General features: G+C 59.2%; 16 protein-coding genes. 6 read left to right on the forward strand and 10 right to left on the reverse strand.

Annotated elements, in window-relative coordinates:
- Nucleotides 1-75 precede the first annotated feature (75 nt).
- The gene (lpdA, locus tag E5J99_RS09035) at nucleotides 76-1,470 is read left to right on the forward strand and encodes a dihydrolipoyl dehydrogenase (protein ID WP_135497399.1); all 1,395 of its coding nucleotides are present in this window, start codon (nucleotides 76-78) and stop codon (nucleotides 1,468-1,470) included.
- Between the two features lie 72 nt (nucleotides 1,471-1,542).
- Here lpdA and E5J99_RS09040 read toward each other — a convergent pair whose 3' ends face one another.
- From E5J99_RS09040 to E5J99_RS09050, 3 genes are all read right to left on the reverse strand, one after another.
- Complete coding sequence (locus E5J99_RS09040; RefSeq protein ID WP_135497400.1) at nucleotides 1,543-2,217, reverse strand: hypothetical protein; 675 nt, start codon at nucleotides 2,215-2,217, stop codon at nucleotides 1,543-1,545.
- A 34-nt stretch (nucleotides 2,218-2,251) separates the two neighbouring features.
- The gene (locus tag E5J99_RS09045) at nucleotides 2,252-2,845 is read right to left on the reverse strand and encodes a GNAT family N-acetyltransferase (RefSeq protein ID WP_245318823.1); all 594 of its coding nucleotides are present in this window, start codon (nucleotides 2,843-2,845) and stop codon (nucleotides 2,252-2,254) included.
- A 286-nt stretch (nucleotides 2,846-3,131) separates the two neighbouring features.
- Nucleotides 3,132-4,073: a DMT family transporter gene (locus E5J99_RS09050; RefSeq protein WP_135497401.1), complete on the reverse strand. Its 942-nt coding sequence runs from the start codon at nucleotides 4,071-4,073 to the stop codon at nucleotides 3,132-3,134.
- A 142-nt stretch (nucleotides 4,074-4,215) separates the two neighbouring features.
- On the opposite strand from E5J99_RS09050, the gene E5J99_RS09055 reads away from it, so the two are divergent.
- The 3 genes from E5J99_RS09055 to E5J99_RS09065 all read left to right on the forward strand — a co-directional run bounded on the left by E5J99_RS09055 (nucleotide 4,216) and on the right by E5J99_RS09065 (nucleotide 8,897).
- Nucleotides 4,216-5,550, forward strand: coding sequence for a replication-associated recombination protein A (locus tag E5J99_RS09055; protein WP_135497402.1), 1,335 nt, complete (start codon nucleotides 4,216-4,218; stop codon nucleotides 5,548-5,550).
- A 438-nt stretch (nucleotides 5,551-5,988) separates the two neighbouring features.
- Complete coding sequence (sppA, locus tag E5J99_RS09060) at nucleotides 5,989-7,752, forward strand: signal peptide peptidase SppA (protein ID WP_135497403.1); 1,764 nt, start codon at nucleotides 5,989-5,991, stop codon at nucleotides 7,750-7,752.
- Nucleotides 7,753-8,078: 326 nt separating this feature from the next.
- On the forward strand, nucleotides 8,079-8,897 hold the full coding sequence (locus tag E5J99_RS09065; protein ID WP_135497404.1) for a purine-nucleoside phosphorylase: 819 nt from the start codon (nucleotides 8,079-8,081) through the stop codon (nucleotides 8,895-8,897).
- A gap of 83 nt (nucleotides 8,898-8,980) precedes the next feature.
- Here the strand turns inward: E5J99_RS09065 and E5J99_RS09070 are convergent, their stop codons facing one another.
- The 4 genes from E5J99_RS09070 to E5J99_RS09085 form a co-directional block, all read right to left on the reverse strand.
- Nucleotides 8,981-9,853 carry a DUF4249 domain-containing protein gene (locus E5J99_RS09070; RefSeq protein ID WP_135497405.1) on the reverse strand — a complete coding sequence of 291 codons (873 nt, stop codon included), beginning with the start codon at nucleotides 9,851-9,853 and terminating at the stop codon, nucleotides 8,981-8,983.
- 33 nt (nucleotides 9,854-9,886) lie between these two features.
- Entirely contained in the window at nucleotides 9,887-12,166 is a 2,280-nt protein-coding gene (locus tag E5J99_RS09075; RefSeq protein ID WP_245318826.1) for a TonB-dependent receptor, read from the reverse strand.
- A gap of 223 nt (nucleotides 12,167-12,389) precedes the next feature.
- Nucleotides 12,390-12,695 (reverse strand): thioredoxin, encoded by a 306-nt coding sequence (gene trxA / locus E5J99_RS09080; protein WP_135497407.1) that lies wholly within the window; start codon nucleotides 12,693-12,695, stop codon nucleotides 12,390-12,392.
- Between the two features lie 129 nt (nucleotides 12,696-12,824).
- A complete protein-coding gene (locus tag E5J99_RS09085) occupies nucleotides 12,825-13,271 on the reverse strand; it encodes a hypothetical protein (protein WP_135497408.1) in 447 nt (148 codons plus the stop codon).
- 260 nt (nucleotides 13,272-13,531) lie between these two features.
- On the opposite strand from E5J99_RS09085, the gene E5J99_RS09090 reads away from it, so the two are divergent.
- Together E5J99_RS09090 and E5J99_RS09095 are read left to right on the forward strand one after the other, a co-directional pair.
- Nucleotides 13,532-13,861 (forward strand): HNH endonuclease, encoded by a 330-nt coding sequence (locus E5J99_RS09090; protein ID WP_245318824.1) that lies wholly within the window; start codon nucleotides 13,532-13,534, stop codon nucleotides 13,859-13,861.
- 95 nt (nucleotides 13,862-13,956) lie between these two features.
- Nucleotides 13,957-15,018, forward strand: coding sequence for a DUF6687 family protein (locus tag E5J99_RS09095; RefSeq protein ID WP_135497409.1), 1,062 nt, complete (start codon nucleotides 13,957-13,959; stop codon nucleotides 15,016-15,018).
- A gap of 22 nt (nucleotides 15,019-15,040) precedes the next feature.
- Here the strand turns inward: E5J99_RS09095 and E5J99_RS09100 are convergent, their stop codons facing one another.
- From E5J99_RS09100 to E5J99_RS09110, 3 genes are all read right to left on the reverse strand, one after another.
- On the reverse strand, nucleotides 15,041-18,475 hold the full coding sequence (locus E5J99_RS09100; RefSeq protein ID WP_135497410.1) for an AAA family ATPase: 3,435 nt from the start codon (nucleotides 18,473-18,475) through the stop codon (nucleotides 15,041-15,043).
- A gap of 90 nt (nucleotides 18,476-18,565) precedes the next feature.
- Nucleotides 18,566-19,807, reverse strand: a complete 1,242-nt coding sequence (gene sbcD / locus E5J99_RS09105; RefSeq protein WP_135497411.1) for an exonuclease subunit SbcD — start codon at nucleotides 19,805-19,807, stop codon at nucleotides 18,566-18,568.
- Between the two features lie 879 nt (nucleotides 19,808-20,686).
- Nucleotides 20,687-22,063, reverse strand: coding sequence for an MBL fold metallo-hydrolase (locus E5J99_RS09110; protein WP_135497412.1), 1,377 nt, complete (start codon nucleotides 22,061-22,063; stop codon nucleotides 20,687-20,689).
- Nucleotides 22,064-22,544: the final 481 nt, after the last annotated feature.

The following is a 22,544-nucleotide window of genomic DNA, read 5'->3' on the forward strand; positions in this document are numbered from 1 at the left end:
CTTTCGTCAAATCAAGAAAGAATAGATCTGTCTTCAAGCAAAGGACAATAATTTCCTTACAAAACCCAAACTAATATGGCATTGCAATACGACCTGGTCGTTATCGGCAGCGGCCCCGGCGGCTACGTAGCAGCTATCCGGGCTTCCCAGCTTGGCTTGAAAGTAGGCGTGATAGAGCGTGAGTCGCTCGGCGGAATCTGCCTCAACTGGGGCTGCATCCCGACCAAAGCCCTGCTCAAAACGGCCCAGGTGTATGAGTACCTTCAGCACGCCCAGGACTACGGCCTGACGGTGGGGGAAACGGGCTTTGACTTTGAAGCCGTGATTAAGCGCAGCCGGGGCGTAGCCGATGGCATGAGCAAGGGCATCAACTTCCTGTTCAAAAAGAATAAGATCGAAACCGTATCGGGCATCGGCAAGCTGCTGGCTCCCGGCAAAGTAGAGGTGACGAAAGAAGACGGCTCGAAGGAAACCGTGGAGGCCAAGCACATTATTCTGGCCACCGGAGCCCGCTCGCGCGAGCTGCCTTCCATGCCGATTGACGACAAAAAAATCATTGGCTACCGCAAAGCCATGACGCTCGAAAGCCTGCCCAAGCGCATGGTCGTGGTGGGCTCGGGAGCCATTGGCGTCGAGTTTGCCTACTTCTACCGCACCATGGGCACCGAGGTGACGGTGGTGGAATACCTGCCCCGCATCGTGCCGGTGGAGGACGAGGACGTGTCGCGCCAGATGGAGAAATCCTTCAAGAAAATCGGCATTACGGTCATGACCTCGGCCGAAGTGACCCACGTGGACACCAGCGGCGAAGGCTGCGTCGTGACGGTGAAAACAGCCAAAGGCGACCAGCAGATTGCCTGCGACGTGGTGCTGAGCGCCGCCGGCGTGGTCACCAATCTCGAAAATCTGGGCCTGGAAGAGCTGGGCATCAAGGTCGAGAAGGGCCGCCTGATCGTGGACGACTACTACCAGACCAACGTGCCCGGCATCTACGCCATCGGCGACATCGTGCCCGGCCCCGCGCTGGCCCACGTAGCCTCCGCCGAAGGCATTATCTGCGTCGAGCAGATTACCGGCCACCACCCCGAGCCGCTCAACTACCAGAACATTCCCGGCTGCACCTACGCCCAGCCCGAAATTGCCAGCGTGGGTCTCACCGAAAAGGAGGCTCGTGACAAAGGTTTCGACGTGCTGGTGGGCAAGTTCCCCTTCTCGGCTTCCGGCAAGGCCTCGGCCGCCGGCGTCAAGGACGGCTTCGTGAAAGTCATCTTCGATAAGAAGTACGGCGAGTGGCTCGGTGCCCACATGATTGGGGCCAACGTGACGGAAATGATTGCCGAGGTAGTCGTAGCCCGCAAGCTCGAAACCACCGGCCACGAAATCATCAAGTCGGTGCACCCGCACCCCACCATGAGCGAGGCCGTGATGGAAGCCGCCGCCGCCGCGTATGGCGAGGTGATTCACCTGTAAGGATTTCGGATTTTAGTGTACGAAAAAGGCCCGTTGCAGCAATGCAGCGGGTCTTTTTGGGTTTGTCAGGCGTTAAACAAATCGTGCTTCTCTGGTCAGATCGGCTTTGTCCAAGTCTAGCCCGGTGCTGAATAATTCGGTCAATACCTTGCTCACTTCATCCCGGTTGAATGTGTGTGGGTTGCGCCTGGAGCGTAAGTAATCCTCTCGGGTCATCTTCTTGGCAACCTGACCTACGGTTTTTAATTGGAGCGTATTGCTGGCAAACCGATCGGCTAGCCGGAAGCCAAGAATGGATAAGGCCATTCCCGCCACGCCCACTTGCCAGCTAATGAAAAAGCCCGCTATTGAAATCAGGAAGCTCAAGCCCAAGATAGCCGATAACCAACCGGGAATACTTAACAAGTTGAGTCGGAAACCCAGGCTGTGCTCGATCTTCTGGACTGTTTGCTCGCGGTTCTGACGAGGCAGCAGGTCAGTGAGAAGGGTAGCGGGCGCGATATGGCCGCTATCAAGCGGTAACGTATCGGAAAAGGCCTTGCGCAACTTGTAGAATGCCTGTTGGCTGGTGCAACTGCTGCTATGGTCGAGCGGTATTTTAGCGGTAATGTAGTCGCAAAGCTCCCCGAAGGTTCTTATGTGCGCCAGTTCATTGCTCACAAACCGGATGTTGAAAGACCACTCTACTTTCGTGAGTATCTCATCCATATCCTCAGGGTCGATATCTTTCAACTCGTAATCAGTCATAGAGCCTTGTGTTTGAGTGGCTTGATATGTTGTTTTATAGCGTATTGCTCACCGGCCGTGCCGGCCGTTCCAGCATCATCGTTGGCCCATCGTGGTAAGTCGTGCGGGCGTATTCGGAGTAGCCGAATTTCTCGGCGATGCGTCGGGAGGCTAGGTTGTCGGGGTCCATGATGCAGACGGTGCGGGCACCCTGAAAATGCGCATCGCCCCAGGCCAGCACGGTTTCCACGGCTTCGGAGGCGTAGCCCCGGCCGTGCACGGCCGGGTCCAGCACCCAGCCGATTTCTGGCGCGCCGTTGATGGCCGGCACGATGTCGCGTTTCCGATCCACGAAGCCGATGGAGCCCAGGAAGCGGCCGGTGGCTTTTTCCTCCACGGCCCAGAAGCCGAAGCCCTGCAGCACCCAGTGGCCCGCGCTACGCAGAATCGTCGACCAGGCTTCCTCCTCCGAAACGGGCTTGCCGGTGAGGTAGCGGTAGAACTCCGGCTGCTGAAACATAGCCAGAAAAGCCGGCAGGTCATCGGGCTTGTAGCCGCGCAGCAGCAGGCGGGCAGTTTCCAGCACGGGCACCGGGTAGTGCGGAGTAGGCGAGGGCGTGGTCATGGGGTAGGGTAGATAGTCGGGCAATGGTAGTGATTAAAACAGAACGTCATTCAACAGAACGTACCTTAATAGAACGTCATTCCGAGCGCAGCCGAGGAATCTCACGTGCTGATGTTGTTGGGGAAAGAACGTCATGCTGAGCGCAGCCGAAGCATCTCTACCGCTTCGTTGAACGGCGCAAACGGCGCGGTAGAGATGCTTCGACAAGCTCAGCATAACAATACCATGGCACGCGAGATTCCTCGCTCTGCTCGGAATGACGTTCTATTAAAGGAGGTTCTGCTGTACGACGTTCAATCTTCCACCCGCGTCAATCCTGCACCGGCTCCAGCGGAATAGCGTCGTCGGGCGCTACGGCTACGTCCTTGGGCTTGCGGCTGACCAGAAACACGCCGCCAAAAATCAGGGCGGCCTGCAAGGCCCGCGCCCAGGTAAAGTGGTCTTTGCCCAGACTCACGGCGATAAGCACGGCCAGAATCGGCTGCAAATAGATATACACGCCCAGCAGAGCGGGGGAGGCATATTTCAGCGCCCAGTTGTTGAGCAGGTAGGCAATGATGGTCAGGAAGACGACCATGTACACGATTTCGGCCCAGATATAGAGCGGAAAGCGGCTGTAGTCGGCGGCCAGCACACCCTGCCAGCCAAAGGGCACGGCTACGAAAGCGCCCACCAGAAAAATGCGGGCCAGCACCGTAAAAGCGTGATACTTGCGCATCAGTGGCGTGACCAGTACCAAGTACACCCCAAACGCGGTGGCATTGAGCAGAATAAAAATATTGCCCAGCGTGGCATTGGGGTATACCAAGCCGCCCGCGTCGCGGCTCAGAATCACGGTGGCCGCGCCGATGCCGCCCAGCATGATGCCCAACACCCGCAGCAGCGTAATTTTCTCGCTCAATAAGATGGCCGAGGCAATGACCACCACAATTGGGGCAATGGTCTGCAGCAGCGAGGCGTTGATGGGCGAGGTGTAGTTCAAACCCGAGAAAAACAGCAGCTGATTGCCCCCAATGCCGATAATGCCGCACAGAACAGCCCGGATAGTATCGGCGCGGCCCAGGATGCGGTCCTGGGGCGCTACCAGCCGGCTCACGATGCCGAAGAACAGCGCCGCACCCACGATACGCAGCGTCACGATGCCAAACGGGCCCATGTAGTCGGGCATCACATCTTTCGACAAGCTATAGTTGGCCGCGTAGATGACCGACACCAGAAACAAAGCTGCGTGTACGCGGAGAGAATTTTTCATTGTCGGCGAAGGTAGTAGCGCGAACTTTGTAGTTCGCGTATCAACGGGCGGGCCGCGGGAATTTCTTTTTCCGCCCGCCTTTCCCTCATCCTTGCCTTCCCGGCGGGCCTGCTTTTTTCGGGCCGACTTTTATTCCGTTTTTATGGCTACCGGCTCTCTTTTCGACGCTGAACCTTCTGCTGCTCCTGCGCGCCCGGCTGTGGCCGCCAATGCCCCGCTGGCTGAGCGCCGCCGCCCCCGCACCCTCGACGAATATGCCGGCCAGCAGCATCTGGTGGGCCCCGACGGCGTGCTGCGGCGCTACCTGAACGCCAAGCGCCTGCCGTCCCTGATTCTGTGGGGGCCACCGGGCGTGGGCAAAACCACGCTGGCCCACCTGCTGGCCAATGCGCTAGGCCAGCCCTTTGCCGCCCTGAGCGCCGTAAATGCCGGCGTAAAAGACGTGCGCGAGGTGATAGAGCGGGCCCGAAAACAGCGGGGCACGGTGCTGTTTATCGATGAGATTCACCGCTTCAGCAAGTCGCAGCAGGATGCGCTGCTGGGGGCCGTGGAGCAGGGCATTGTCACGCTGATTGGGGCTACTACCGAGAATCCATCGTTCGAGGTGATTCCGGCCGTGCTGAGCCGGGCCCAGGTGTACGTGCTGGAGCCGTTGAGCAAGGAAGTGCTGACGGAGCTGGTAGATAAGGCGCTGCTGGAAGACGAAGTGCTGAAGCAGAAAAAAGTGCGCATCGCCGAATACGGGGCGCTGCTCATGATTTCGGGCGGCGACGCCCGCAAGCTGCTCAATCTGCTCGAAATCGTGGTCGAATCGAGCCGCCCCGACCCCGCGAGCGGCGAAATCGTCGTTACCGATGCCGTGGTGCAGCAGCTGGCCCAGCAAAATCTGGCGCGCTACGACAAAGGTGGCGAGATGCACTACGACGTTATTTCGGCCTTCATCAAAAGCATTCGGGGCTCCGACCCCAACGCGGCGCTCTACTGGCTGGCCGTGATGCTGGAAGGCGGCGAAGATGCCAAGTTCATTGCCCGCCGCCTGCTGATTCTGGCTTCGGAAGACGTGGGCAATGCCAACCCCAATGCCCTGATGCTGGCGCAAAGCTGCTTTCAGGCCGTGACGGTGATTGGGATGCCCGAATCGGATATCATTCTGGGCCAGACGGTGGTGTACCTGGCTACTTCGCCCAAGAGCAATGCCAGCTACAAAGCCATTCGGGAAGCGCGGGCGCTGGTGCGGCAGCAGGGCGTGCAGGCGGTGCCCATTCCGTTGCGCAACGCGCCCACCAAGCTCATGAAAGACCTGGGCTACGGCACCGCCTACCAGTATTCGCACGACTACCCCGGCAACTTTGCCTACCAGGAGTTCATGCCCGACGCCCTCAGTGGCAAACGATTCTATGACCCCGGCCACAATGCGGCCGAGGCCAAGATCCAGGAGCGCCTGCGCCAGTGGTGGGGCGAGAAATACGGGTATTAGCGCGCATGTATCTTGTTAATAACTACGTCCTGTCGAACAGCGGCAGGCATCTCGCGTGCCAGGGTACTCCCGTGATTCTGCACGCGAGATGCTTCGATAAGCGGACGCCCGAGCAAGCAGGACGCCATGAGGATCGAATAGAGGTGGACCGTAAAGTATTCGACCGCGCTCCGCGTCAGTCGAAACAGAAGCAACGCCGGGCTACTTTTGCGCCTCTATGCTGGGAGTGCCGAAAGCCTTCTACATTTGTTGCAGCTGTTTAGGAAGTCACCAACCCTAATCAGCACGTCCTGCTGAGCGCAGTCGAAGCATCTCTACCGCAGTAGTAAATCGGATTACCTGCGCGGTAGAGATGCTTCGGCTGCGCTCAGCATGACGTTCTTTTGACTTCCTACACAGCTTCGCTGACTACCCACTTCGCTATTCCTTTCTTTCCCCATGAGACAATTTTTTAAATATGTACTGGCCACCCTCACCGGGCTCGTGCTTTTCGCAGTCGTGGCCGTGGTCATCGGGCTGGGGTTCATCGTAGCTGCCGTCAGCGGGGGCCGCTCCGTTACGGTGGCCAACGACTCGGTGCTGGAGCTGAAGCTCGACCGGCCCATTGCCGAGCGCGAAAGCCGCGACTCATTTGGCGCGCTGTTCAGCAGCCAGGCCGACAACATCGGGCTGGAGCAGCTGAAGCTGGCTATCCGGCGGGCTAAAGCCGATGATGATATCAAGGGAATCTTCCTGAATGTGGAGCTGGTGCAGGCCGGGATGGCCACGCTGGAGGAAATCCGCAACGAGCTGCTCGACTTCAAAAAGGCGGGCAAATTCATTGTGGCCTACAACGATATTGCCTCCGAAAAGAGCTACTACCTGACTTCGGTGGCCAATAAGCTCTACCTCAACCCCCAGGGCACGCTGGAATTCAACGGGCTGAGCTCCGAGACCTACTATTACAAAAACCTCTTCGAGAAGGCCGGTATTGAGCCGTACATCTTCCGCGTGGGCTCGTTCAAAAGTGCCGTGGAGCCATTCTTCCGCGACAGTATGTCGGACTCGGCCCGCCTGCAGACGTCCTCTTTCCTGAATTCGCTCAACGACTTCATGCTGCAGAATGTGGCTACTGCCCGCCGCATTCCGCTGCCCCGCCTCAAGGCCATTTCCGACTCGATGCTGGTGCACAACGCCGACGACGCCAAGCGCCTGGGCTTGGTCACCAACCTGGGCTACTACGACCAGGCCCTCGATTTCATGAAAGGCAAAGTAGGGCTCGACCAGAAGAAAAAGCTTAGCCTGGTCAGCCTCAGCGACTACCAGGACGCCGACGACACTGAGGACGAAGGCAGCACCAGCGGCAACCGCATTGCCGTTATCTACGCCGATGGCGACATCGTGACCGGCAAGGGCGGCAACGACAACATCGGCAGCACCCGCTTTGCCGAGGCCATCCGCAAGGCGCGCCTCGACGACAACGTGAAGGCTGTGGTGCTGCGCGTGAACTCGCCCGGCGGCTCGTCACTGGCTTCCGACATCATCTACCGCGAAGTGATTCTGACCAAGAAGGTGAAGCCCATCATCTGCTCGATGTCCGACGTGGCGGCTTCGGGCGGCTACTTCATTGCCATGGCCTGCGACACCATCGTGGCTCACCCCAACACCATCACGGGCAGCATCGGCGTATTCGGAGTATTGCCCAACATTCAGCCCCTGCTGCGCGACAAGCTCGGCATCACCACCGACCGGGTCACGACGGGCAAGTTTTCCGATTTACCAACCATCACGCGCCCGCTCACGGCCTTCGAGCAGCAACAGCTGCAGCAGGAAGTAAACCGCATCTACGCCGACTTCACTACCAAAGCTGCCAAGGGCCGCAACATGCCCGTGGAGCGCCTGCGCCGCCTGGCCTCGGGCCGCGTTTGGTCGGGCTCAGAAGCCAAAGCCCGGGGCTTGGTCGACGTGTTGGGCTCGTTTGAGGATGCCATGCGCATCGCGGCCCGCCGCGCCAATCTGAAGGAGAACGACTACAAGATTCAGCGCCTGCCGCGCCAGAAAAACATGGTAGAAAACATGTTCAACACGGCTAGCGAAGAAGCCCGCCTCCACTTGGTGAAGCAGGAAATGGGCCCTATGTACCCCATGTACGAGCAGTACAAAAAGCTCTCGACCATGAGCGGCGTGCAGGCCCGTTTGCCGTTCGAGTTGAATATTCAGTAGGCCCGCCGGCCATTTGACTCTGAAACGACTTGGGCCGCACCACTTTCCAGTGGTGCGGCCCAAGTCGTTTCAAACCAGCGGCAATCATTGTGCAGCGCTGTAAAACTACTGCCCCCACGGGCAGTTAGGCTGTGTCGGAAAAGTCTGAAAGCAATACCTGCGCGTCATGCTTCGACAAGCGGACGCCAGATCAAGCATAACGCGCAGGCATGACCGTTTTATGATTTTCAGACCCTACTCAACTCCAGTGAAATTTCCGGTGTTAACCACTGGCTATTTCGGCGGCACAGGCGCAGTGCGTACTATTGTGGGCACTTTCTTCTCTTATGCAACACCTTCACGAAGCCACTGCCCACATTCGCCAGCAGATTGGCGACTTCCAGCCCGAATTCGGCATCATTCTCGGCACCGGCCTGGGCGCTTTGGTGCACGACATTGCTATTGACTTCACACTGCCCTACGCCCAGATTCCGCACTTTCCGACCTCGACGGTGGAAAGCCACTCGGGCAATTTGCTGGCCGGCACGCTGGCCGGGCGGCGGGTGCTGGTGATGCAGGGCCGCTTTCACTACTACGAAGGCTACTCGATGCCGCAGGTAGTCTTTCCGGTGCGCGTCATGAAGCTGCTCGGCATCCGGAAGCTTTTTGTTAGCAATGCCAGCGGCGGCCTGCACCCCGACTTTGATTACGGCGACCTGATGCTGATTGAGGACCACATCAATCTGCAGCCCACTAACCCGCTGGTGGGCCGCAACCTCGACGAGCTGGGCCCGCGCTTCCCCGATATGCTGGAGCCCTACGACCTGGCGCTGCTGACCCAGGCCCAGGAGGCGGCGCAGGCACTGGGCTTTGCCCACAAAGTGCGGCGCGGCGTGTATGCTAGCCTGCCGGGGCCAATGCTCGAAACACCCGCCGAATACCGCTACCTGCGCACCATCGGGGCCGACGCGGTGGGCATGAGCACGGTGCCGGAAGTTATTGCGGCCGTGCATGCGGGCGTGCCGGTGCTGGCCATTTCGGTTATCACCGACCTATGCTCGCCGGGTAAGCTAAAAAAAGTCGCTATAGCCGATATTCTGCGCGTGGCAGCCGAAGCCGAGCCTCGCCTGACAGCCCTGCTCCGGGCCGTGCTGGAGCGGCAATAGTTTATTCTGCTTAGCAGTTGCTGCTACACAAAAAAGGCCCGCAGCATTATGCTGCGGGCCTTTTTTGTGCGGCTGCCGCCACATTACTGAATGATAACGGTGCGGCGTTGATAGCTGAGGACGGTGAAGATGCCCAATCCGCCTTCTACCGACGACTGAATGGCGGCGGGCTGGGCGAAGGGGTTGCCGTTGGCGCCGCGGGCACCATCTACCGACTGCAAGAACCGGTAGTAGGGCTGGTCGATGTGGTAGAGCGTGACGAGCAGCGTATCGTTGGCCGAGTAGCGGTAGCTGGTGCCAAGCGTGACGAGCTGGCCGTTAGTGAGCCGGTCGTCTAGTTCGAAGTCGCGGTTGGGATTCTCGGAGATGCTGTCGGCGTGAATCTGCAGGCGGTAGAAGTCGGCCGTAGCAGCGTTGTCTTGAAACCGTACCAGCAGGTAAGCCTTGCGCTCCTCCGCCGTCTTGTCGTTGAATTTCCACTCCACCTTCTCGATAGGCACTACCGTGGGCATCGTGGCCCTACCCGTGACGTGGCGGCCGTTGGTGTCCTGCACATCGAGCGTAAACGTGTCGCCGGGCTTGGCTACGAGGGCATTGCGGCCGATGTGCGTGTAGACTTTTTGGGTGAGTGTGTCAAGGCCGGGTGAAAAGCGAAAGGCTTCTTTCTGGCCCGAAGGCAGCGTAAGCACCACTGCCACGTTCGTCAGCAGCCGGGGTTCGGGGCTGCTCAAGTAGGGTACGGTTTCGCTCACCGTTAGGCGCGGCACCTGGCCGGGCTCGAGGTAGCACTCTACCACCAGCTGCGACGGAAATGCGGGCAGCTCCACGTCGATATCCTTCTGCAGATTACAGCCCGTAGCCGCCAGCAGCGTTAGCACAGCTAGAGCTACGCGCGCCGTGCCGCGCCGCGCGCCGCGGGTCAGAAAGGAAGAAGCCAGAGAAAAGAGAGAGGTCATATAGAGGAGCAACACGAAGCCGACGAGAAACGGTTAAAACTTAAAATTATACGTCACGGAAGGTATCACCGGAAACAGCGACACCTGCCGGGCCCGGAAGTTGGTCACGTCGCCCGTTGCTTCGTCTTCCACCTGCTCGAAGTAAATAAAGTAAGGGTTGCGCCGGTTGTAGGCATTATAAATACTGAAGGTCAGATCTGACTCGCCACGCTTGGGGCGCAGCTTGTAGACCATGCCCAGGTCCATGCGGTTGTAGGGAGCCATGCGGTAGGAGTTACGGTCGGGGTACACCGGTACGGCCGTGACGTTGTCGCCAAAAACATCCTGTAGCAAAAATCGACCCTGGGGCAGCGTGGTAGGCGCGCCGGACGTGAATACGAACGAGGCCGTTAGGTTGATGCGCTCCGTGAGCTTGTGCAGCGCCACCACCGTCAGGTTGTGCCGCCGGTCGTAGGTCGGGAAAAATACCTTGCCGTTGTTGATGCCCGTGCCGCCGCGCTGGGCCGGAAACTGCCGGTTGGTCCAGGCCAGGGAGTAGCCGATCCAGCCCGTGGTGCGCCCCGATTTTTTCTCCAGATACAGCTCGTTGCCATACGCCCAGCCTTTGCCAAAGAGAAACTCCGCGTCCAGGTCTTCATTGGCAAACAGCTGGGCCCCATCCCGGAAATCAACCTGGTTTTGCGCCCATTTGTAGTACACTTCATTGGTAAGCAGGTATTTGCCCTGGCCCAGCAGAAAGCTGATGCCGGTGGCTACCTGCTGGGAGCGTTGGGGCTTCACATTCTGGCGCGACGGATACCAGATATCGGTGGGCAGCGACGCGCCCGAGTTGGACACCAAATGCACGTATTGGTACATCAGCGCGTAGCTGGCTTTCAACGAGGTTTTGGGCGTGAGCGAATAGCGCACCGCACCCCGGGGCTCGACGGCGCCAAACCGGTCGGTGCCACTCTGAAAGCCGGTGAAGCGCAGCCCATAGTCAAGCTGGAGCTTATCGTTGACTTTGTAGTTGTCGGAGGCGTAGAGCGACGCTTCCTGGCCCCGGTAAATGGTTTCGGAGCCGATGTTGAGGCTGCCATCGGTGCTGCTGGCCGACAAGCGCCCGACGTTGAAGCGGTGGTTGGTGGCACTCAGGCCGAGCTTCAGCGTGTGCTTGTCGTTGAAAGCATAATCCAGGTCGGAGCGCAAGGCATAGTCCTGAATTTCAGACGACAGACTGAAGCCGAACTGGTCGAGCTGATTGGCAATCTGATACTGGTAGCGCGTGGTCGAAACGGTGGTATTCAGAAACAGCTTCGGGGAGAAAACGTGGTTCCAGCGCAACGCGCCCACCGTATTGCCCCAGATAAAGTCGAAGTTGAAGCCGTTGGGACTATTGAAGCCAAAGATGTCGCGGCCGTAGTAGCCAGTGAAGAATATCTGGTCTTTCTCGCCGAGCTTGTAGTTGGCCTTGGCGTTGAAATCGTAGAAATAGTAGTCCGGAATGGGGTTGAAATCCTCCTGATCCTTGTTGAGCTTATTGATCTGGCGCGTGAAAATATCGAAGTAGGTGCGCCGGCCCGAGAGCAGAAACGAACCCTTGTCCTTCACGATGGGGCCCTCTAGCGTCAGGCGCGAGGAAATAAGGCCCAGGCCACCACTAACGCCAATCTTCTGGGCGTCGCCTTCCCGCATCTTCACATCTACCACCGACGAGAGCCGCCCGCCGTACTGGGCCGGAAAGCCGCCCTTATACAAGTCCACACTCTGTACGGCATCGGCGTTGAAAACCGAAAATAGGCCAAAAAGGTGGGAGGGATTGTACACTACCGCATCGTCGATCAGAAACAGGTTCTGGTCGGCCGAGCCTCCGCGCACGAACAGGCCGCTGGTGCCTTCGCCGCCGTTCTGCACGCCGGGCTTGAGCTGCAGGGTCTTGAGCAAATCGACTTCCCCAAAAAGGGCTGGCAGCAGCTTGGCGTCCCGGGCGTTGAGGTGTTCCACGCTCATCTGGGTGGTTTGCAGCTTCTGCTCCAGTGTGCCCGTGCCTTCTACCAGCACTTCGCCCAACTCGTTGCTCGCTTCCGGCAGGCTGAAGGAAATACGCTGCGTTCGGGCCACGTTCAGCTCCCGCGTCTGGCTTTGGTAGCCGATAAAGGAAATAACCAACTGGTGGCGGCCCGTAGGCAGGGGCAGAGAATAAAACCCGGTCGAGTCGGCGGTGACGCCCGTGCCCAGCGCCGGCACGGCTACCGAGGCCCCCGGCAGCACGCTCCGGTCGGCCCCCGACCGCACGTAGCCGCTCAGGGTAGCTCGTTGCTGCGCAGGCAGCACCAGGGGCAAACAGCTGAGGAAGAGTGTAAAGCTACAGGAGAGAGCAAAACCAAATAGACGCATTGGGGCAGATAAGATAAACGGGCACAAAGGTAGTTAGCCTCGTCTGGCAAACCCCGTAGCGAAGCGGATAGTTTACGGCTGCTACCTGTTGCTGAGAATACTATCCGGTAGCAGCCCGGTCCCTCTCCCGGGAGCCATAAGCGGCCCCAGAAGTTGCGTGCTACAGATAGGATTGTACCGTTTGGCTGAGCTGCTGGGCCGGCACCACGCCCGACTGCCGCCACACCGGCTGGCCTTTGTGAAACAAAATCAGCGTTGGAACACCCTGCACCCGAAACTGCTGGGCCACGGCCGGATTACGGTCAACGTCAATCTTGATGATCTTAAGCTTGCCCTGGTGCTGCGCCGCTACTTGTTCCAGAATCGGAGCCATTGCTTTGCAGGGGCCGCACCAGTCGGCGTAAAAATCGACCAGTACCGGCATTCCAGGGCTGTTGATGAGTTCAGTGAAAGATTTCTTCGGCATGGCGACAACACGATTAGCGGTAGGAGAGAAGCAGCTCACTGCCTGTGGCTGCCTCGGGGCTATACGCAGAAAAGCCCGCCGCTGACTCTGCAACGGCGGGCTTTCCCGTGTAGAAAAAACGAATTGGCGCTAGCGTCGGTCCACGACGGTTACATCGTTGCCGACCTCGGGGAAGGTGAAACGACCACCTACTACCTTCTTGCCCGCTACCTGACACTCCCAGGTATAGCGACCCGGAGTTCCTTTGGCCGCCTCGCCCGATTCAGTCTTGAAGTAGTCAGCGTCAGCAGGTTCGGAAGGAAAGATTACGTCGATTCCGTTCTGGCCTTTTTCGATTTGCTTCACCAGGATAAACTCCTTGCCGCTGGTCTGGCTGATGACCACGAAACGAGCGGTGTAGGTACCCAACTGTCCGAATTTATCCATGACCCCCATTTTGATGTAGGCATCAGTAGATACCATCCAGGTTTGGGCACGGGCGGCTGTTGGCGTCAGTACCAACAAGGCTAGCACCAAGCCGGCTGCCCGGAGCAGGTGCGAAAGGCGAAGTGAAGAGTTGTGAGTAGAGTTACGCATGGCAAGTATTTGAGAAGTTGGAAGATGCAGTACTAAAGCAAGGAAAAAATGTTTTCGAAGAGTAGAACGGTAAACCGACCCTGTTAAGAGTCCTTAAAGAAGCTAAAATGCAGGTGAGAAGTGTATTTGCTCCACTCCCGCAACCAAATATAGAATTAATTCGGATGCTGATGCAACAACTTTTCAGATTTTTCGTCGCTAGTGGTTTATAAAAAGCGTGCCAGTTATTTTCGTCACAACCGCTTGCTTCTCTTTTGCTTATGACGCGTCGACGGGCTAAGCAGCAACGCTTCCTGCCTACAGTTGAGCTGCCAGTGGGAGCGGAACCCGGCTGTGAGCTGTGTCAGCGGTTTGTGCGTTCCGTGTCGCGGCATCATTTGGTGCCCCGGCAGGAAGGTGGCCGCCACGGGCCCACGGTAGCGCTGTGCCAGCCGTGTCACAGCACGGTTCATTTGCTACTCGATAACCGGGAGCTGGCCCGAAAGTATTCGACCGTGGAAACCCTGCGCCTTGCACCTGAGTTGCAGAAGTACCTGGAATGGGTGCGCCGCAGCCGGATTGAGCATATTTCCAATCGAAGACGGCGGTGAAGCAGGATAGGAGTAGCGCTTGCGTGCTAGCTTTGGCACTCGGAGCTGTGCCCGCTCCGCCTTTGCTGATTCTGTCCTGATTGTTTGGCTTCCCAATGTCCTACCATTTTGTCCCGTTTCAGGCCCTGCGCCGCCAGCCGACTATCGTAGTCGACAGCACTGCCACCGGAGCCGCTCTGGTGCTGGCCCACTGGCGGGCCGCGCCCACGCCCGTTGCCCTGCGCGACGATACCAGTGCCGGCTCGGTGCTGCGCGCCCTGCGCCACCCGGCCTTTACGGAACTGGCGGCCCGGGCCGTAACCGCCAATCATTTCGACGTGGATGGCTTTGTGGGCGTCTGGAGCCTGCTGCACCCGGAAGCTGCGTTGCGCCACGAAGCGCTGCTCCGCCGCACGGCCCTGCTCGGCGACTTTCGGGAGTTGGATTGGCAAGACGACCGAGCCGATCAGGCGCTGCAACTGGTGTGCTGGCTGAATGCCAAAGAGAAGGAGCTGTTTTATCCGCCGTTTGGCGCGCCGGTGCTGCGGCGGCGCGAAGACGAAGCCTCGGCTGAAAAATTCGCCTGGTTTCTGCCCCGCTTCGAAGCGCTGCTCCTGGACCCGGAGAGCGGCCGGGCCGCCTGGAAACCGGAATACGAGCGAGTGCGCCAGGCAGTAGCTGGCATGCAGAGCTCGGCCACGCAAATCCGGCGGCATCCGGCCATTGGCCTAGTGGTAATTCGCACGCCGGAGCCGTTGCCGTATTACGCCTTGTTCGGACATACTGCCGGGGACGATATCGTGCTGAGTATCTATGCGGGGCAGCGGTATGAGCTGGAGTATAAATACACTACCTGGATTGATCTGGAGTCGCGGCCCACGCTGCCACGCTTGCCGCTGGCGGCGCTGGCGGCACAGCTGAACGCCCAGGAAAAAAGCTCGCACCGCTGGACCTTCGACGGTATCACCGACACCGGCCCATTGTTGCGCTTGGCGGGTAAAACGCTGCGCAAGACCGAGCGCTACGCCGACCCCGACCACCGTCCAATCTATGCTTCGTCCATTGATCCAGACGCGGTGGAGCAAGCCGTGGTAGCTTTTTTGCAACAAGGCTACGCCCGGATTCAGTCCCGCCGCTACTGGACGTGGGCCGAAATCCGGGCGGCGGGGGCTGAGTAGAGCTTACTCGCTGAAAGGGGGCTTAGCGCTCTTCTCCAAAGCCGATGATGCGCAGGGAGCTGACGCCGCCCGCTCCTTTTCGCACGCTGATCTGGGTACTCACGCGTTCCTTCAGGGCCTCGACGTGCGAGATAATGCCGATGGTTTTGCCCGTGCCTTGCAGCGTTTCCAGCGCCGACAAGGCTATTTCGAGCGTGTCGGGGTCGAGCGTGCCAAAACCCTCATCGATGAAGAGCGTGTCGATCTGAGTTTTGCGGCCCGCCAGCTCCGACAAGCCCAACGCCAGAGCCAGACTCACCAAGAAGCTTTCCCCACCCGAAAGAGAGTTCATAGAACGGCTATTGCCGCCCTGGTATTCGTCGATGATGAGCAAGTCGAGGTGCTCTTGCTGGTTGCGGCTGATGCGGTAACGGTCGGTGAGGCGGTGCAGGTGGCGGTTGGCCAGCTCCACGAGGCGCGCCAGGGTAAGGCCCTGGGCAAACTCGCTGAACTTCTTGCCGTCGGCCGAGCCGATGAGGTCGGCCAGCTGCCGCCAGCGCCGGGCTTCCTGCTGTTGCCGGGCCAGCTGCTGCGCCAGCGCGGCATGGCGGGCCAGGCCCCGGTGGTGGTCGAGCAGGCGCTGCTGGCGCTGGCCCAGCTGCTGATTAAGCTGCGCCAGCTGCTCATTGATGCCCTGCAGCTGCTGGCCGATGGTTTCGGCCGGCTCGTTGGTAAGGTTACGGCCGTGTTCCTGCTGCAACTGCTGCGCTGCTTCGGTCAGGCTTTGCTGGGTGGTCGCTACGGCCCGCTCGTGGGTCTGGAGCTGATCGGCGAGGCGGCGCACTTCCGAGTCAGGCAGCAGCAGCGTTGGCAGCGCCGTAGGGTCGGGGGCCAGGCCAGCGGTTTGCAGGTCGGCTACCAACGCGGCGTGCTGCTGCTCATGCTCATGGCGCTGGCGGGCGGCTTCCTGCTCGCTTTGGCGCAGGCTCTCCGAGGCTACAGAAAGGGCTGTTTCCCGCAGCTTCAGGGTTTGGGTTAGCTGCTCCACTTGCTGCGTCGTCTGCTCCACCGCTGCGGCTAGCCCGCGCCGGGCCAGTGCTACATCGGAGCCCGCGAATAGCTCGTGGCGCTGCTGGCGAAGCTGTTGAATGGCCGCGTGTTTTTCCAGCAGCTCCTGCTTGCTGGTTCGCAGCCAGAGCTGCAGCCGCCCACGTTCCTCCTCCGTTTTCTCAACAGTAGCACTGATACCACTCAGTTCGCGGTTGGCCTCGTGATGAAGCGTCTGGTTCTGGCTGAACTCAGCGGCGCGCTTACCGGCCAGCTCCATCAATGCCCGGCCGTTCTGATCGGTGAACTCCAGGCCAAAATTGCTCAGTAAGCTCCCAATAACGCCGCGCACGGCCGGAACCCGCTCCTCGGCGTCGCCTAGCTGCCGGGCGAGCTGGCCGGCGTCCTGGGTGTAGTCGTGCTGCTGCTGGGTGGCGCTGGCCTGCTGGCTGCTGGCCCGGGCCACCTGTAGCGCTACTGCTCCGTGCTGGCGTGCCAGCTCCTGCATGTGTTTTACCAAAGCTTTTACCTGTTCGCCCGCGCTTTTCTCCTCGGTTTCCGGTAACAGCTGAACCGGCTCGTTCGAGCTGACTTCCGCGCCCTCATGGAGCTGCTCCAACATCGTAACGTAGGTATGCAGGCGGTTGAAGCGGGCCCCCAAGGCGCGTACGTGCTGGCCCAGCGCCTCTTCGCGCTGCTGGTCGCGCTGCATTGAATCTTCACTGATGCCCAGCACGCCCGCCAGATATGGATGCTCGGTGGCACCGCATACCGGGCACGGCTCGCCAGCCACCAGCCGCTGGCGCACATCGGTGTGCGACATCACCAGCTGCTGCAGCTGCAGGCTGCGGCGCAAATCGTCCCAGTGCTGCTGCTGTGCTTCCTGTTCCTGGTGCAGGGCGGCTACCTGGTGGCGCAGGCAGCGCAGCCAGCGGTGGTGGTCGGTGGTGGCGGCTTGCTGCTGAACGAGGAGCTCCGTGAGCTGCTGCTGAGCTGCGGTAGCGGCTTGTTGGTGCCGGGCAGCGGCGGCCTGGGCCTGCTGCTGCCGTTGCGTGGTGTCCAGCAGGCGCTGCCGCAGCTGGCCCAACTCGCTGTTCAGATGCTCCCAGTCCTGAATGTTGGCTGAAAGTTCGGGTAGTATTTGGGTTAGCTCGCTGACGTTGGCATTTAGTGTAAGCCATTTATCGAGCTCACGCAGCTGTTGCTGCAGCTCGCGTAGGCGTCCGGTGGCCTGGTCAGCGCTGGCTTTCAGCTGCTTACACTGCTCGTTGCGAAGGTCGTATTCCTGGCGGGCTTTGTGCAGCTCCGTTTCGCTGAGCTGCATCACGGTATCCAGCTTTTCGGCTTCCCGCAGCTTGGGTTCCTGCTGCTGCTGGGCTGCGGTGGCCGTGTCACGCGTTTGCTGCGCCTGCCGGACCTGCTGGCCCGCCTGGTCGCATTGCGCTTGCAGCTGAGGCAGCCGCACCTTCAGCTGCTCGGCTTCCCGGCCGAGTCGCTGAATCTGGGTTTCAGCCTGCTGGAGCAAGGCCCAAGGCGTGCGGAAAGGCAGGGCCTGCTCGTGCAGGCTCACGCGCTGCCGAATCGGCGACAGGGCTTCGGCTTCCTGGGCCAGCGAAAGCAGCCGTTGCTGTCCGTGGTGCTGGCGGGTGGTCAGCTCGGCCAGCCGCCGCAGCCAGAGCTGCGCCTCGCCCAGGCGGTGCTGCTCGGTGGTAGTGGTGGTAAGCTGAAGCTTGAAGGTCTCTACTTCGGCCTCTAAAACGGCTACTTCTTCCTCGCCAAGCAGCGCAACGCCCGCCAGACCCGCCCGCAGCACCTCAGTCTGCTGGGTTTCCTGCTTGGCTTTGTCGAAGGCGGCTTTGGAGATGTCGGAGTACTTCCGCGTGTCGGTTATCTTTTCCAGCAGCTGGGCCCGGTCGCCGGGGCTGGCTTTCAAAAACTTGGTAAAGTCGCCCTGCGCCAGCAGCACGGAGCGCAAAAACTGGCGGTATTCAAGCCCGCTCAGCTCGGCCACCCGGGCCGGCACTTTCATCTTGTAGGTTTCCAGAAACGGCCACGACTCCTGCCCATCGTCGGCCACCTGCCGCTCGCTCAGCTCCATGCGCGGGGGTTGCAGGTTGCCTTCCGGCCGCTTGCGGGCGCGGTACTGGCCCCATTTGGCGCGGTAGTGCTTGTCGTTCACCTGGAACTCCACTTCCGCCCAGCTTTCCCCGGTGCCGTGGCTCATTACCTGCTCGGGGCCGCTGCCGTCGTGGCGCGGCACCTGGCCGTAGAGCGCCAGCGTAATAGCATCCAGAATAGTTGTTTTGCCCGCGCCGGTAGGGCCCGTAATGGCAAACAAGCCTGCGTCGGAAAGGGGCGAGGCAGCAAAATCGACCTCGTGCTCGCCGCGCAACGAGTTCAGGTTGTAGAAACGGACACGGAGAATTTTCATTCGAAGAAAGCCTCATACTGCCCGGAAAAGCTCGGACAGGTACCAGAAATGCGGATACACAAAGATACGGTGGAATACAGCGCGCGCCGGTCAGGACTGCGCCTCCCGCATCCACTCCAGCAGCTCATCGAAAGCCCCCAGCAACCCGGCCCGACCGGCTTCGGGCTCGTCCTCCAGGCGGCGCGCAAACACTTCCCGCTCCGTAAAATCGTCGAGGCTGGGCGTGAGGGGCTCGTCATCGGCATCAGAGCCCAAGGCCCGGAGCGCAACCAGCCGCAAATGCCGGCGCGCCAGCACCTCGATGTGCTGCCGGTCGAGCTGCTCAATGGTTTTGAGCAGCTGCTCCGCCACTTCCAGCTGGGTCAGCTCCGAGTGTACTTCCACGTCGACCCAAGCCGGCAACACAAATCCAGCGTTGTCATAGGCTGCCAAGCTAGCCGTTACCTCTTCCAAAGAGCCATGAAAGCGGGCCAGGCGGCGCGTGCCGGGTACGGGCAGTGCTTCGAGGCTGTGCAGCTTACCCACCGCAAACTCCAGCAGTAGGATTTCCTTGGGGTGGTCGACTTCGGAAAACGACAGCGGAATAGGGGAGCCGCTGTAGCGAATATGCTCCCGGCCGCCCACGCGCTGCGGCCGGTGCAAATGGCCCAGCGCCACGTAGTCGAAGATGGTCGGGAAGTGGTCGGCCGTCACCTGGCCCAGGTTGCCCACGTGAATGGTGCGCTCCGAATCGGAGGGGGCGGCGCCGGCGGCGTAGAGGTGGCCGGTAGCCAACACGGGCAGGCCCAGATCTTTGAGCTGCCACACCTGCTCGATTTCCGAAACGCGGCTGTAGTGGTCGGCAATGCCCTGCTTGATGCGGGCTTCGCGCTCCTCGGCCGCCTCGCCGGGCACCGATAAGCGCACGTCCCGGTCGCGCAGAAAAGGCACGGCGCACACCACCAGGCCCGGTTTGCCCGCGGCATCGTCGAGCACCAGCACCTGGTCGTCGAAGCAGTCGGGCACGCAGCCGACCACGTGCACCCGCAGGTGGCGCAGCAGGCGGGCCGGCGCGTTTAGAGTGGCTGGCGAGTCGTGGTTGCCGCCCACCACCACGATGTCGCGGCAGCCGGTGCCGCGCATGCTCAGCAGAAATGAGTAGTACAGCTCCAGCGCCTGGTTGGAAGGCGAGCCGGTATCGAACACGTCGCCCGCTACCACCAGCACTTCTACCCGCTGCTCGCGCACGACCTCGACCAGCCACTCCAGAAAGTAGCGGTGCTCGTCGGTTCGTTCGTGGCCACTGATAAAGCGTTGGCCCAGGTGCCAGTCGGCGGTGTGTAGTACGCGCATGAGGTCAGAGTGAACCTCAAAGATACCTCAGTGGCGGCGGAAGTAAAATTGCCAGCCGGAAGGGGTTGCTATGCAAACATTGCTGCCGGCAGAAAGAAGATGTATGTTATGTTACCTATTTTACTTTCTGTTGTTTACCGAAGCAGCTTTGTTAAAGCCGTGTGCATTGGCCGTTATTTCGCAAAATAACTGTTCATAAGATGACTTTTGTGTCAGGTTACTGTTTGCCAGAAAACGTAGGGTATAATTTATAAACCGGAAATATAATGCAGCATACTCCCATCACTACAAGAAAGGATGTGAGTGCTTGGTTCTTCACGCGAACAGCCTGAAAGTCCAGTATTATCTCATCCTCTGTTGCAATTTGAAAAACTTGCGGCTCCCAGTAAGTCAGCTCTGACTTTTTCACCCAGACCGTTACTGAGTCTGCTCGATTAAGCTCGTTTTTGATGTTTTCATGCCCTTTGTGTAGGTAATTGCTGCCAATATTTTCTGTTAAAGCAAATTTATTTTTGTGTTCATACAGGTAGAAGACTAGTTCGGATTTTTAGCTTTTGGCTTCATATCCGTAGCGACTCTCGCTGCTAACGCTTGTTGTATATGTAGTGCAGTTTTGAAGAACTTCTTTTAATGAAACCAAAGAACTCCGTGGTGTCCAGATGGTAGCGAGCTGCTGAACAGCGAAAAATAATAAGATCAGACCCATAAAGAAGAGGCCAACTAAATTTCTGCTTATAACGCTGCTGCCTATGCTAAATGTCATAGCAAATTACATTTGATTTTCGTATTTGTGCTGCTCGCAAAATAGAAGCAGCGTAGGCCATTTCGCTAACGAATGCCCTACGCTACTATAAAGCTGTTTGAAGAAACTGCGAGAATCTAGTGAACCTCCTGCTTCTGAAACTCCGTAATGGCCTCGCCCAAATCATAGATTTGGGCTCCCGGCAGCGCCGCTTCCAGAATGCTGCCGCCGGCCGCCGAGCGGTAGCCGCCGGCGCAATGCACCAAAATAGGCTTCTCAGTCGGTATTTCGTGGGCCCGCTCCCGCAGCTCGGGTAGCGGGATAACCAGCGCATTGGCAAAAATGGGCTGTTTGGCTTCGGTACGGTTCCGGATGTCCACGATAGTAAAGTCTTGCGGCCGCTCCCGCACGTGCTCTACCACTGTGGACAGGCTGCTGGCCGGCAGGGTAGGTGGGGTAAGCAGCGCCCCTTTAATGCCGGTTTCGTAGCCGATTTTGGCCGTTTTGCGGATTACGGTGTCCAAGGCAATTTGCGAGTCGGCAATAAGGTAGAAAGCCTCTTGGGGGCCTACCACCGAGCCCAGCCAGGTTTCAAACTTGCCACCATCCTGCAGATTGATGGCGCCGGGCAGGTGCGCTTGCTTGAACTCGGCCTGGGGCCGGGTATCGATGATGAGAACACCATTTTCGAGCGCCGCCGTGGGCTGTAGGCGCGGCACGGCCCGTATGCTGTCTTCGAAGGGCAGCGCGCCTTGCTTGTTGAGCTGCACGCCGTGGCCGAAATACTTCGGCACGAAAGGTTGATCTTCCAGCAGCACCTTAATAAACTCCTGCTCGCTCATCGGCTGCAGCGCGTAATTCGTTTTTAGCTCTTTCCCGATGGTGCTATCTAGGTCGGGGCTGGTAGTTTTACCGCATAGCGAGCCGGGGCCGTGGGCCGGATATACCTTCGTAGTGGGGGGCAGCGTCATCAGCTTGCGGCGGGTACTGTCGTAGAGCTGGGCGGCCAGCTCCTCGCGCTTGTGGCCACCGGCTATTTCCTCCTCCCGCAAATCGGGGCGACCTACGTCGCCCACGAAGAGCGTGTCGCCGGTGAAAACGGCGCGGGTCTGAGCCAGCTCATCCATCAGCAGAATCGAGATGCTGTCGGGGGAGTGGCCGGGTGTGTTGATGGCGTGCAGCTCCACGGTGCCCAGCGTGATACGGTCGCCGTCGTCGAAGGCGCGGTGGGAGTAGCTGGCCTGCACCAGCTTGCTGCAATAAATAAAGGCGTCGGTTTCCTGTGCTATTTCCAGGTGCGACGACACAAAATCAGCGTGCGGATGCGTTTCGATAACGGCTACGATTGTGGCCTCGTGCTCATCGGCGAAGTCGTAGTATTGCTGCGGGTCGCGGGCCGGGTCGATGATGGCGACTTGGCGGCCACAGCGCACGGCATAGCTGGCGTGGGCCAGGCCCTTGTCATAGAATTGCTGAATCTGTACCGACGCGGTACTACTGGGAAGGGGGCTCATATGGGTGTGCCATTAGTGAAGCGCTACGCTCCGGAGAGCAGGCGGATAGGTCAAATATAGCAAACCGTAACGGGAACTGTGGGTTCTGCCCGCACTGAAGAATTGCCGGGTTATGAAACTTCCGTAAACGTTGCTTATATCCCTAAAAGGAGAAAATTTGCCGTTGTGTTAGCGCGTATGTATTTGATATTAAGTGTAATATGTGTGCCGCTCTTGGGCGCAAGTCGACCCAGGTCGGCTTGTGCCCAAGAGCGGCACAAGGCACTTATGCTACTGAACGACTTAAGTAAGTGACAGAAGTTGGCTTTTGTTCTGAGTGATATATAAACAGCTGCCTTGGCTCTGCCTGAACTGCTAGTGCTTAGTCAGGAGAGTTTTTCGAACAAACCTTTTGGTAGTGGCGGGTGAGTTTCTCCCGCGCCTTATCGAGCGCGAATTGCCAGTTGACTGTTGCTCCCCGGGCGTTGCGTTCCGCCACACA

Origin of the sequence: Hymenobacter elongatus (genome assembly GCF_004745955.1) — a bacterium.
Lineage (GTDB): Bacteria > Bacteroidota > Bacteroidia > Cytophagales > Hymenobacteraceae > Hymenobacter > Hymenobacter elongatus.